The organism is Streptomyces sp. NPDC057697 (assembly GCF_042799335.1).
GTDB lineage: Bacteria > Actinomycetota > Actinomycetes > Streptomycetales > Streptomycetaceae > Streptomyces.
On sequence record NZ_JBHVJA010000014.1, the window covers coordinates 183,157 to 195,368 of the forward strand.

Consider the following 12,212-nt stretch of genomic DNA (forward strand, 5'->3'; position numbering starts at 1 on the left):
AAGCGACCGGGACAATGGGGTGGTGAACAGGAGCAACAGCGGTGCGAACCTGCCCGCGCTGCGCAGCCACAACGCGGCGCTGGTGCTGGATCTGCTGCGGGTGGCGGGCGTGCGCGGCATCAGCAGGCTCGAACTCGCCGAGCGCACGGGGCTCACGCCGCAGGCCGTCAGCAAGATCACCGCCAGGCTGCGGGCCGAGGGCCTGGTGGCCGGGGCGGGCCACCGGGCGTCCACCGGGGGCAAGCCGCGCACCGTGCTGCGGCTGGTGCCCGAGGCCGGGTACGCGGTCGGCCTGCACCTGGACCGCGACGGCCTGGCGGCGGTGCTCGTCGACCTGTCCGGCACGGTCGCCGGGAGCCGCACCGCCCGGCTGGACCTCGGTGCCCCGGCGGACGAGGTGCTGGCGGCGGCGACGGACGCGGTGGCGGAGCTGCTGACGGGCCCGGACGCGGACCCGGACGTGGCGCCGGATGCCGCGACGGCCGTACCGGGAGGGAGCGCGGGGCCGGGGGACCGGCGGGTGCTCGGGATGGGGGTCGCGGTGCCGGGCCCGCTCGACCACCGGGACGGGGTGCTGCACCGGGTCACCGGGTTCCCGCAGTGGGACGGCTATCCGTTGCGGGACGCCCTGGCCGTACGGACCGGGCTGCCCGTCGTCGTCGACAAGGACACCAACGCCGCCGCCCTCGGGCTCGCCCTGCGGGCGGCGGGCGGCGGCGACTTCGCGTACCTGCACCTCGGCACCGGGCTCGGCGCGGGACTGGTCCTCGGCGGGGCGCTGCATCGCGGGGCGCGTACCGGGGCCGGTGAGTTCGGGCACCAGACCCTTCAGCTGGACGGGCCGGTCTGCGGCTGCGGGGGACGCGGCTGCATCGAGGCGCTCTGTCTCGCCGCGGTCGCCCGGGGCGATGCGGCGGAGGCCGCCCGCGTGCTGGGGACCGGCGCCGCCAACCTCGTCGGGCTGCTGGACATCGACCGGGTGGTGCTGGGCGGCCGGACGGTGGCCGAGGACCCCGACACGTACGTACGGGGGGTCCGCGCCGTGCTCGACGAGCGCGCGGGACGGGGCGGGCGGGGAGGACGGGGCGGTGTCGGCGTGCCGGTCTCCGCCGCCGGGGGAGGCGACCGGCCGGTCGCGGAGGGCGCCGCCCAACTGGTCCTGGCCCCGCTGTTCGGGCGGGCGGATGGCGTGAGCGGCGGGGGTGGCGCGGGCGGATAGGACCCCGCACCGCGCCGCGCACCCCACCGCGCTCCCCGCCCCACCCCGCGGAGACACCCCCCGCCGCTCGACGGCTGGGCCGATCGGTGGGAATCCGGCGGCCGGGCGGGCGGTCCCTCGGCATGTCGGCACGGGCCGCCTCGCGCGTGCGTGACAGCGTCGCGGCCCAGAACCGGTGAACTCCGGCGCACGGGGTGAGCCGACCGTTTCGCCGGCAGCGAAGGATGAGCTCCCCGATGTCCCCCACCCCGCCCCCGTCCGGCACGCCCTCCGGCCCCGCGCAGGGCCGCGTGCTCGGTGCGTTGCCCGGCCGTCCCGCCGGGCCCGCCCCCGCCGTACGGCCCCTGAGTACGTCGGGCCCGGCGTCCTTCCCCACCGCCAGCCCCACGTCCGTCCCCATCGTCACGGCCGCGTCCATCCCCGTGTTCACCGCCTCCGCGCGGCCTCGCCCGGCCTCGGCGCCGTCCTCCGCCGCCCCGCACCCGGCGCCGACCGGGCGGCCCCGCCATGGGCTCGCGCTCGGCCTGGCCGCCGCGACCGTTGTGCTCGGCGGCACATCCGTCGCGCCCGCCTCCGCCGCCTCCTCCTCGGCCGCCCCGGTCTCGTCGCCCGGCTCCCCCGCCGCCGACCAGCAGCCCGCCTGCGGTGATCCGGCGGCGCGGGACTTCCCCATCAGCACCCGCATCCACGGCGGCCCGGACACGTACGCGTCCGGCGGCGGCTACGGAACCTGGTTCCTGGAGCTGACCAACACCACCACCGAGCCGTGCCGGGCCATCCACCCCGTCCTCGTCCTCACCGACGAGGACCGCAAGCTGACCTCCGACCAGATCCAGCTGGAGTTCGCCGAGCAGGCCCGCCCCGAGACGGAGCACCGCGTCACCTGGGAGACCACCGACCGGGACGAGCACATCGGTGTCTTCGGTGGCACGGCCGGTGACTCCTTCGGCGGCTTCACCGTCCCGGCGGGCCGCACCGTCACCATCCGGGTCCGGATGGCGTTCACCTCCGACACCAGCCCCGGCCGGATCACCGCCAACGCCGCCGTCGTCCAGCGGCAGCGCACGGCGGGCGGCAAGGACGACGGGGCCTGGGTCGGCGAGTCGGAGGAGTACCCCTTCACCGTCGTCGAGGACGGCGACGGCGGCGAGACCGGCGACACCACGGGAATCGGTGACACCACGGGAATCGGTGACACCACGGGAACCGGCGAGACCGCAGGAACCGGTGACACCTCGGAGGCCGGTGGGACCGCACGGACCGGCGAGAACACAGAGGCCGATGACGCGGCCGGCACCGATGACACCGAAGGCACCGGCGAGGCCGACGGCGCCGGGGACGGTCCGGGCGAGGCCCTGCCGGACGGAACCCGGCCCAGCGGCTCCGCCGCCGACGGCTCCCGGCAGCCCGACGAGCCCGGCCGGTCCCCGGAGCAGGACGGCCGCCCGGAGCTGGCCGCGACCGGCGCGGGCTCCGTCCCCCCGGCCGGTCTCGCCGTCACCACGCTCCTGATCGGCGGCGGGGCGATGGTGGTGAAGGCCCGGCGGCTGCGCCGCGCGCGCCCCTGAACTCCCCTCCACCGCGCGCCCGGACGTTCACCGTTGTTCATGTCCGTCTGCCACCATCGGGCCGTGGACTATCCGCACGACCAGGTACCTGGCGCACCCATCCGTTCCGGCATCCCCGAGCACGGCCGTATTCCCAAGTACTACGCCGTCAAGGCCCATGTCTCCGTACTCATAGAGGAGTTGGGCGAGGGCGGCATGCTGCCCACCGAACGCGACCTCGCCGAGCGCTACGAGGTCTCGCGCGAGACCGTGCGCCAGGCGCTGCGCGAACTCCTGCTGGAGGGGCGGCTCGCCCGCCAGGGGCGCGGCACCGTCGTGGCCGGGCCCAAGCTGGAGCAGCCGCTCTCGCTGGCGAGTTACACGGAGGGGGTGCGCCGCCAGGGCCGCAAGCCGGGCCGTCACCTCATCGGCCTGGAGCGGTTCCCCTGCCCCGAGGCGCTCGCCGCCGACATCGGGACGGAGCGCGGCGAACCGGTCTGGCACCTGGAGAGGGTGCTGCTCGCCGACGACGACCGGGTCGGGCTGGAGAGCACCTATGTCTCCGTCGCCCGGGTGCCCCGCCTGGACACGGAGTTCGACCCCGACTCGTCGTTCTACGGCTACCTCCGCGACCGGCTCCGGATTCCCTTCGGCGACGCCGACGAGCGGATCGAGACGGTGCTCGCCACACCGCGCGAGGCGCTGCTCATCGGTACGCCGCCCGCGCTGCCCATGCTGCTGATGCACCGGATCTCGCGCGACACGGCCGGGCAGCCGCTGGAACGCGTACGGACCCTCTACCGCGGCGACCGGTTCTCCTTCACCGCGCACCTGGGCCCGCAGGCCGGTCACTGAACGGCCGCGCCGGACGGAGGGCGCCCGGCCCGCGGCACCACGCGAACCGGCCCTCCGGATAACGGGAACGTAACGGGTCTAGGCCAACCTTGGGGCCCAGTTCACCGTCCCGTTGCCGTGCCGATCCGTACGGGTCACCCGCTCCGAGGAGCGTAGCCGTCGTGAGAGTCATCGTCGTAGGAGCCGGCGTGGTGGGAACCATGCACGCCTGGCACGCAGTGGACCGCGGCCACGAGGTCGTACAGATCGAGCGCGAGAGCGAGGCGCGCGGGGCATCGCTCCGCAATTTCGGACAGATATGGGTCAGCGGCCGGGCCGGCGGCGAGGAGCTGGAGACCGCGCTGCGCGCCCGTGAGCTGTGGGAGGGCATCGGGGCGCGGGTCCCCGGGCTCGGGTTCCGCGCCTGCGGTTCGCTCACCCCGCTCCGCACCGAGCTGGAGACCGCCGTCGCCGAGGCGGCCGTCGCCCGCCCCGACGCGACGGCCCGCGGGTACGAGCTGCTCACGGCCGACCAGGCCCGCGCGATCAACCCCGCGCTGCGCGGCGACTTCGCCGGCGCGCTGTGGTGCGGGCGGGACGCCGCGGTCGAGCCGCGCACCGCCCAGCTCGCCCTGAAGCAGGAGCTGCTGAAGTCCGGCCGGTACACCTTCCTCGGCGGCCGCGAGGTCCGCGAAGTCGTGGGCACCGCCTCCGTCCGCGACGACCACGGCGACGTGCACACCGGCGACGCGGTGATCCTGGCCACCGGCGCCTGGCTCGGCGGCCTCGTCCGCGAACTGGCCGGCCCCGACCTCCCGGTGCGCCGCGTCCGACTCCAGATGATGCAGACCGACCCGCTCGGCGAGCCGCTCACCACCTCCGTCGCCGACGCGGACAGCTTCCGCTACTACCCGGCGTACAAGAGCCCGGCGCTGGACGCCCTCGACGCCGGGCAGGCCCAGGCGCCCACCGCCGCGGCGCACAAGATGCAGCTGCTGATGGTGCAGCGTCGCGACGGCGGACTGACCATCGGCGACACCCACGAGTACGAGCACCCCTTCTCCTTCGACACCGTCGAGGAGCCGTACGAGCACCTCACCGGCGTCGTCGAGTCCTTCCTCGGCCGCCCGCTGCCGAGGATCCGCCACCGGTGGGCCGGGGTCTACGCCCAGTGCACCGACACCAGCCGGGTCGTCCACCGCCAGCAGGTACAGGACGGCGTCTGGCTGGTCACCGGACCGGGCGGCCGGGGAATGACCTGCTCGCCCGCCATCGCCGAAACGACCGCCAACGAACTGGGCTGGTGAAGAAGTTGACCACGCAGAACCTCCACAACCTGATCGTCCTCGACATGGCCGGCACCACCGTCGCCGACGGCGGCCTCGTCGAGCAGGCGTTCTCCGCCGCCGCCGGACGCCTCGGCGTCGAGCCCGGCTCCGCCGACCACGCCGAGAAGCTCGACTACGTGCGCGCCACCATGGGCGAGTCCAAGATCTCCGTCTTCCGCCACCTCTTCGGTGACGAGGACCGGGCCCAGCAGGCCAACACCGCCTTCGAGGAGGCGTACGGGGAGCTGGTCGACGGCGGCCGCATCGCCCCGATCCCCGGCGCCCGCGAGGCCATCGAGCGACTCAAGGGAGAGGGCCGGACCGTGGTCCTGTCCACCGGCTTCGCCCGTACCACCCAGGACGCCATCCTGGCCGCGCTCGGCTGGCAGGACCTCGTCGCCCTGACCCTCTGCCCGGCCGACGCGGGCGGCCGCGGCCGCCCCTACCCGGACATGGTCCTCGCCGCCTTCCTGCGCACCGGAGCCGTCGACGGCGTCCAGCAGATCGTGGTCGCGGGCGACACCTCGTACGACATGCTCAGCGGCGTGCGCTCCGGAGCGGGGATCGTCGCGGGGGTGCTCACCGGTGCCCACGACAAGGACCAGCTGGCCCGCCACGGCGCCACGCAGGTGCTCGGCTCGGTCGCCGAGCTCCCGGACCTCATCGCGCGGGCCGAGGCATGACGGGCGGAGGGCGGTCCGTCCGCAGCGGAATCAGGTTCGACCAGGTCAGCGTCGCGTACGGCGGCAACACCGTCCTCGACCGGCTCGACCTGACCGTCGAGCCCGGCGAGGTCATGGCCCTGCTCGGCCCCTCCGGGTCCGGCAAGACCACCGCACTGCGGGCCGTCGCCGGGTTCGTCCGGCCGGTCTCGGGCCGGGTCTACCTCGGTGACCGCGACGTCACCGCGCTGCCGCCGCACAAGCGGGGCATCGGCATGGTCGTCCAGCAGTACGCACTCTTCCCGCACATGCGGGTCCAGGACAACGTCGCCTTCGGGCTCAAGGCCCGCAAGGCCGCGAAGGACGGCATCCCGGAGCGGGTCGCCGAGGCCCTCGACATGGTCGGCATGGCCGCCTACGCCAAGCGCTACCCGCGCGAGCTCTCCGGCGGCCAGCAGCAGCGCGTCGCCATCGCCCGCGCGCTCGCCATCCGGCCCGGCGTCCTGCTGCTCGACGAACCGCTCTCCGCGCTCGACGCCCAGCTGCGCTCCGGAATGCTCGCCGAACTGGCGCGGCTGCACCGGGAGCTGCCGGACGTCTCCATCCTGTACGTCACCCACGACCAGGTCGAGGCGCTCACCCTCGCCGACCGGATCGCGGTCATGGACAAGGCGCGGCTCCAGGACTGCGGCACCCCGCAGGACCTGTACCGCCGCCCCCGCACCGAGTTCACCGCCTCGTTCGTCGGCAACGCGAACCTGCTGTCGGTCACCGTCGCCGACGGCGCCGACACCGTCGACTTCGCCGGGCGCGCACTCGACGTACCGACCGGCGAGGTCTCCCGGGGGGCCACCGCCACCCTCTGCGTCCGGCCCCATCTGGTCGGCCTCGGCGAGGGGCCCAACGCCCTGAACGGCACCATCACCGAGGTCCAGTGGCGCGGCTCCACCCACCGGCTGTACGTCGACATCGACGGGCACCGGGTCAAGGCGGACCTGAAGGAGCTGCGCGAGACCCCGGCGCTGGGCGACCGGGTCACCCTGCACTTCGCGGCCGAGGACGCGGTGCTGCTGCCCGCGGGCGCCGCGCCGGGAGCCGGGGGAGAGGCCGATGGCTAGCACCGCACAGCCCGCCGCACCGGGCGTCACGGCGACGAGGACACCCCGCCGGAGCACCGGCCCGGCCGGGACGACGCCCCCGCACGCCCCCGCCCGCGAGGCCCGCCGGATACCCCGGTTCGTCTGGGCGCTGCCGCCCGTCGCCGTCCTCGCCCTCGTCTTCCTCTACCCGCTGGCCCTCGTCGTCCAGCAGTCCTTCAGCCCCGACGAGGGCGGCACCTCGATCGCCCCGTACGGCGACGTGTTCGCCTCCGAGTCGTTCCGCTCGGCGCTGACCACCACCGTCTGGCTCGCGGTCGGCTCCACCGTCGGCTGCCTGGTGCTGGGCTTCGTCCTGGCCATGGTCATCGCGTTCGTGCCGTTCCCCGGCGGCCGGGCGGTCGCCAAGTTCATCGACGTCTTCCTCTCCTTCCCGTCGTTCCTGATCACGCTGGCCCTGCTGTTCATCTACGGCAACGTCGGCATGGCCAACGGCGTCTGGACGGACCTCACCGGGGCGGCCCACGGCCCCTTCGACTTCCTCACCACCCCGTGGGGCGTACTGCTCGCCGAGATCACCTACTTCACCCCGTTCGTGATGCGCCCGCTGCTCGCCGCGTTCTCGCAGCTCGACAGCGCGCAGCTGGAGGTGGCGTCCTCGCTGGGCGCGGGGCCGGCCCGGATCGTGCGGCAGGTGATCCTCCCCGAGGCGCTCCCCGCGCTCGCCGCGGGCGGCAGCCTCGTCCTGGTGATGTGCCTCAACGAGTTCGGCATCGTGCTCTTCACCGGCGCCAAGGGCGTCACCACCCTGCCGATGCTCGTCTACAGCAAGGCGATCCTGGAGTCCGACTACCCGGCGGCCTGTGTCGTCGCCGTCGTCAACATCGCGATCTCCGTCGGTCTCTACAGCCTGTATCGGATGGTGAGCCGCCGTGTTGGTGCATAGCCGTACGGGGAAATGGGCCACCTGGGCCGTGTTCTTCGTCCTCTTCGTCCCGCTGTTCGCGGTGCCGCTGCTGGTCATCCTCGCGGCGTCGTTCACCACCAACTGGTCCGGTGCCTTCCCCTCCGGGCCGACCGCCAAGCACTACACCGCGGCGACCGGTGGGGACTCCCTCCAGGCGCTGACCACCAGCCTGATCACCGCCGTCAGCGCCAGCCTGCTCGCCCTGACCATCGGCTCCTGGGCCGCGCTCGCCGCCGCCTCGCTGCGCAGGCGCGGCAGGAGGTTCCTCGACGCGCTGTTCATGCTGCCGGTCGCCGTGCCCTCGGTCGTCGTCGGGCTCGCGGTGCTCGTCGCGTTCAGCAAACCGCCGATGCTGCTGAACGGGACGCGCTGGATCGTGATCCTGGCGCACACCATTCTTGTCACCGCGTTCGCCTATTCGTCGGTTTCGGCGGCAATAGTGCGTCTCGACCCGATGTACGAACAGGCGGCGGCCAGTCTGGGCGCCCGCCCCGGTTACGTCCTGTGGCGCATCAAGCTGCCGCTCCTGCTGCCGTCCCTCACGGCGGCCGCAGGGCTCTGCTTCGCGCTGTCCATGGGCGAGTTGAGCGCCACGATGATGCTCTACCCGCCGGACTGGACACCGCTCCCGGTGCAGATCTTCGCGGCCACCGACCGTGGCTCGCTCTTCACCGGAGCGGCCGTCGCCGTGGTCCTGATGGGAACGACGCTGCTCGTACTGCTCGGCGTCTCCCGGATCCGCACCAGGGCCTCGTACCGCTGATCCGCCGACACCCCCCGTACTGACTCCGGCCGGCTCCCCGGCCGACATCCAGGAGATACGACCGCCATGCGCAAGAACCACCTCAAGCCCATCGCCGCCGTCACCGGCTGCCTCGCCCTCGCCGCCACCCTCTCCGCCTGCGGCGGCTCCTCGGCCGCCTCCGACGAGAAGGTCGTCACCGTCTACAGCGCCGACGGCCTCAAGGGCGAGAACGGCGACGGCTGGTACGACAAGGTCTTCAAGGACTTCGAGAAGAAGACCGGCATCAAGGTCAAGTACGTGGAGGGCGGCTCCGGCGAGATGGTGCAGCGCGCCGTCCGCGAGAAGTCCAACACCCAGGCGGACGTCCTGGTCACCCTGCCGCCCTTCATCCAGCAGGCCGACAGCAAGGGCCTCCTCACCGCGTACGACCCGGCCGGCGCCGACCAGGTCGACGGCGCCGACAAGGCGTCCGACTCCAAGTGGACCTCGGTCGTCAACAACTACTTCGGATTCATCTACAACAAGAAGGAGCTGAAGTCGGCGCCCACCACCTGGGAGGAGCTGACCGGCGCGAAGTTCAAGGACAAGATCCAGTACTCCACCCCCGGAGTCGCCGGTGACGGCACGGCCGTGCTGATCAAGGCCATGCACGACTTCGGCGGCAAGGAGCCGGCGATGGCGTACCTGAAGAAGCTCCAGGCCAACAACGTCGGCCCGTCCGCCTCCACCGGCAAGCTGGCCCCCAAGGTCGACAAGGGCGAGCTGCTCGCCGCCAACGGCGACGTCCAGATGAACTTCGCGCAGTCCAAGGACATGCCGAACCTCGGCATCTGGTTCCCCGCGAAGCAGGGCGGCAAGGCCACCACCTTCGCCCTGCCGTACGCGGCCGGCCTGGTCGACAAGGCCCCGCACAGCGCCAACGGCAAGAAGCTGCTCGACTTCATGCTCTCCGAGCAGGCCCAGAAGGACGTCAGCGCGGTCGGCGGCGGCTTCTCCGCCCGCAAGGACGTCAAGGGCACCGACGCCAACGCCATCGAGCTCGCCAAGCTGATGGACGGCGTGGAGGTCTTCGAGCCCGACTGGTCGGACATCGGCACCAACCTGGACACCTATGTCGGGGCCTGGAAGTCGGCCACCGGCAGCTGACCGACGCCCGACGATTCACCGCAGGGGTATGGACCTCCGGCGGATCATCGCGGAATGATAACGGGTCTAGTCCCAGGTGCAACTCCCCTTCGATCGGAGGGGAGTTGCATCTGTGCCCCCCACCGTCCCGACGGAGGACCCGTGACCACAGGCATGTCCCGCCGCACTCTCCTCATGAGCGCGGCCGCCCTCGCCGCCGCCGCAGGGCCGCTGGCCGCAGCCACCACGGCACGGGCCGCCGCCCGTACGCCCAAGGTGCTGGTCATCGGCCTGGACGGCGCCCTGCTCAACCGGATCAAGGACGCGGACGCACCCCATCTCGACGCGCTGATGGCCGCCGGGCTCACCTCGGTCAGCCCGCTCTACGCCGAGCCGATGGCGCCCACCCTGTCCGGCCCCGGCTGGTCCACGATCATCACCGGCGTATGGCCCGACAAGCACCGCGTCAAGGACAACGCCTTCACCGGCAACGCCTTCGCGCGGTACCCCGACTTCCTCACCCGGATCGAGACCGCGAAGCCGGGGCTGTCCGCGTACGCGGTCGCCTCCTGGAACCCCGTCACCGACACGATCTTCTCCGCGAAGGTCGACACCCGGGTCTCCACCCCGGAAGCCGAGTACGACACCGGCACCACCAGCAGGGCCGTCGCCGAACTGGCGGGCGGCGACCGGGACGCGGTCTTCGTCCACCTCGACAACGTCGACCACGCCGGACACAGCCACGGCGCCGCGTCCACGCAGTACCTGGACGCCATCCACGGCGTGGACGCCCAGGTCGGACAGCTGGTCGCCGCCGTACGGGGCCGGGCCACCCACGGCTCCGAGGACTGGCTCATCATGATCACCGCGGACCACGGGCACACCGACGCGGGCGGCCACGGCGGCTCCAGCGCGGCCGAGCGGCAGACCTTCCTCATCGCGAGCGGCGGCACCGTCACCCCGGGCTCCATCCGCCACGACATCAGGATGCCCGACGTCGCCGCCTCCGCCCTCGCCCACCTCGGCATAGCCGTCGACCCGGCCTGGGGCCTGGACGGCCGACCGCTCCAGCAGCCCGTCCCCGACGCCTTCGACGCGCTGCGCCCGCAGCTCGGCACCCGCGTCGACGAGACGGGAATCGGCGCCGGAGTCGTCGGTTTCACCCACACCCCGCCCGCCGGATGGTCGGTCGACAACAGCGCGATGGGCACCGGCGGCGTCACCGAATGGCGCGGCTGGACGTTCACCACCGACGAGTTCTGGACATCCGCCGAGCGCGGCCAGTGGCGCGAGACCAACGTCCGGGCCCGCAATGTCTTCGCGGTCGCCGACGGCGACGAGTGGAGCGACAGGAGCGTCACCGGCACCTTCGACTCCACCCTGATCAGCCCCGCCTGGCCGGTCACCGGCGGCCGCGCCGCCACCCTCGCCTACACCACCCACTACCGCCAGGAAGCCCCGCAGAAGGGCGAGGTGCTCGTCTCCTACGACACAGGCGCCCCGGTCGTCGTGAAGACGTACACCACCGACACCGTCGCGACGGCCGAGTCGCTCACCCTCCAGGTCCCGCCGGGCGCCACCACCGCACAGGTCCGCTTCCGCTACACCGGCGGCAACAACTGGTTCTGGGCGATCGACGGGGTGACACTCACGGCGCAGTGATCCGGCCGTTCCGGCCCGTCGAACGAACGGCCTAAAATCAGGGGCGTCGGCGCTGCACAACGCGGTGCCGCCGGCGTCCCCGCACACGGCGTACGGCAGGAGTCCCACACATGGCAGAGCGCAAGCCGATCTCGTCCTGGCTCACCGACATGGACGGAGTCCTGATCCATGAGGGGACCCCGATCCCCGGAGCCGATGCCTTCATCAAGCGGTTGCGCGACTCGGGTCTCCCCTTCCTGGTCCTCACCAACAACTCCATCTACACCGCCCGTGACCTGCACGCCCGGCTGAACCGCATGGGCCTGGACGTGCCCGTGGAGAACATCTGGACCTCCGCCCTGGCCACCGCCCAGTTCCTGGACGACCAGCGGCCCGGCGGCACGGCGTATGTCATCGGCGAGGCCGGTCTCACCACCGCCCTGCACGACATCGGCTACGTCCTCACCGACCACGAGCCCGACTACGTGGTCCTCGGCGAGACCCGGACCTACAGCTTCGAGGCGCTCACCAAGGCGATCCGGCTGATCAACGGCGGCGCCCGCTTCATCTGCACCAACCCCGACGAGACCGGCCCGTCCGCCGAGGGCCCGCTGCCCGCCACCGGGTCCGTCGCCGCCCTCATCACCAAGGCCACCGGCAAGGCCCCGTACTTCGCGGGCAAGCCCAACCCGCTGATGATGCGCACCGGGCTCAACGCGATCGGCGCCCACTCCGAGTCCAGCGCCATGATCGGAGACCGGATGGACACCGATGTGCTGGCTGGTCTGGAGGCGGGGATGCAGACCTTCCTGGTCCTCACCGGGCTCACCACGGTCGCCGACATCGACAAGTACCCCTTCCGGCCGTCCACGGTCGTCGACTCGATCGCCGATCTGGTCGGTCTCGTCGAAGCGGGCTGAACCACACCCGGACGCGGCGGGCAGGGCGCGAAGGGGCGGGGCCGGGCGGCGCCGGGGGCCCGCGCTCCGCGCCTCTGCGGATGCGGAAACCTCCCGGAGGCGTGAACCTTCACTGAGGAGGTTGACG

At 72.7% G+C, this 12,212-nt stretch carries 11 protein-coding genes; all 11 read left to right on the plus strand.

Features of this window, described 5'->3' with window-relative positions; all coding sequences use genetic code 11:
- Positions 1-22: 22 nt before the first annotated feature.
- Entirely contained in the window at positions 23-1,219 is a 1,197-nt protein-coding gene (locus ACFVFH_RS30145; protein WP_383774357.1) for an ROK family protein, read from the plus strand.
- A gap of 236 nt (positions 1,220-1,455) precedes the next feature.
- Entirely contained in the window at positions 1,456-2,787 is a 1,332-nt protein-coding gene (locus ACFVFH_RS30150; protein ID WP_383774359.1) for a hypothetical protein, read from the plus strand.
- A 63-nt stretch (positions 2,788-2,850) separates the two neighbouring features.
- Positions 2,851-3,621, plus strand: coding sequence for a GntR family transcriptional regulator (locus tag ACFVFH_RS30155; protein WP_383774361.1), 771 nt, complete (start codon positions 2,851-2,853; stop codon positions 3,619-3,621).
- 161 nt (positions 3,622-3,782) lie between these two features.
- Positions 3,783-4,907, plus strand: coding sequence for a TIGR03364 family FAD-dependent oxidoreductase (locus tag ACFVFH_RS30160; RefSeq protein ID WP_383774363.1), 1,125 nt, complete (start codon positions 3,783-3,785; stop codon positions 4,905-4,907).
- Positions 4,904-5,611 (plus strand): phosphonatase-like hydrolase, encoded by a 708-nt coding sequence (locus ACFVFH_RS30165; RefSeq protein WP_383774365.1) that lies wholly within the window; start codon positions 4,904-4,906, stop codon positions 5,609-5,611. The genes ACFVFH_RS30160 and ACFVFH_RS30165 overlap by 4 nt, the downstream gene beginning before the upstream one ends.
- On the plus strand, positions 5,608-6,708 hold the full coding sequence (locus ACFVFH_RS30170) for an ABC transporter ATP-binding protein (RefSeq protein WP_383774367.1): 1,101 nt from the start codon (positions 5,608-5,610) through the stop codon (positions 6,706-6,708). The genes ACFVFH_RS30165 and ACFVFH_RS30170 overlap by 4 nt, the downstream gene beginning before the upstream one ends.
- Entirely contained in the window at positions 6,701-7,633 is a 933-nt protein-coding gene (locus ACFVFH_RS30175) for a 2-aminoethylphosphonate ABC transporter permease subunit (protein WP_383774369.1), read from the plus strand. The genes ACFVFH_RS30170 and ACFVFH_RS30175 overlap by 8 nt, the downstream gene beginning before the upstream one ends.
- Positions 7,620-8,417, plus strand: a complete 798-nt coding sequence (locus tag ACFVFH_RS30180; RefSeq protein WP_383774371.1) for an ABC transporter permease — start codon at positions 7,620-7,622, stop codon at positions 8,415-8,417. The genes ACFVFH_RS30175 and ACFVFH_RS30180 overlap by 14 nt, the downstream gene beginning before the upstream one ends.
- A 66-nt stretch (positions 8,418-8,483) precedes the next feature.
- Entirely contained in the window at positions 8,484-9,545 is a 1,062-nt protein-coding gene (locus tag ACFVFH_RS30185) for a 2-aminoethylphosphonate ABC transporter substrate-binding protein (protein ID WP_383774373.1), read from the plus strand.
- 153 nt (positions 9,546-9,698) lie between these two features.
- Positions 9,699-11,186, plus strand: a complete 1,488-nt coding sequence (locus tag ACFVFH_RS30190; protein WP_383774424.1) for an alkaline phosphatase family protein — start codon at positions 9,699-9,701, stop codon at positions 11,184-11,186.
- Between the two features lie 110 nt (positions 11,187-11,296).
- Entirely contained in the window at positions 11,297-12,085 is a 789-nt protein-coding gene (locus ACFVFH_RS30195) for an HAD-IIA family hydrolase (protein WP_329920907.1), read from the plus strand.
- Positions 12,086-12,212: the final 127 nt, after the last annotated feature.

What these genes read in the sequence shown, in the direction of transcription:
- ACFVFH_RS30150 (WP_383774359.1), top strand. Translation starts at nt 1,456, where the DNA reads ATGTCCCCCACCCCGCCCCCGTCCGGCACGCCCTCCGGCCCCGCGCAG.
- ACFVFH_RS30190 (WP_383774424.1), top strand. Translation starts at nt 9,699, where the DNA reads ATGTCCCGCCGCACTCTCCTCATGAGCGCGGCCGCCCTCGCCGCCGCC.
- ACFVFH_RS30185 (WP_383774373.1), top strand. Translation starts at nt 8,484, where the DNA reads ATGCGCAAGAACCACCTCAAGCCCATCGCCGCCGTCACCGGCTGCCTC.
- ACFVFH_RS30195 (WP_329920907.1), top strand. Translation starts at nt 11,297, where the DNA reads ATGGCAGAGCGCAAGCCGATCTCGTCCTGGCTCACCGACATGGACGGA.
- ACFVFH_RS30175 (WP_383774369.1), top strand. Translation starts at nt 6,701, where the DNA reads ATGGCTAGCACCGCACAGCCCGCCGCACCGGGCGTCACGGCGACGAGG.
- ACFVFH_RS30170 (WP_383774367.1), top strand. Translation starts at nt 5,608, where the DNA reads ATGACGGGCGGAGGGCGGTCCGTCCGCAGCGGAATCAGGTTCGACCAG.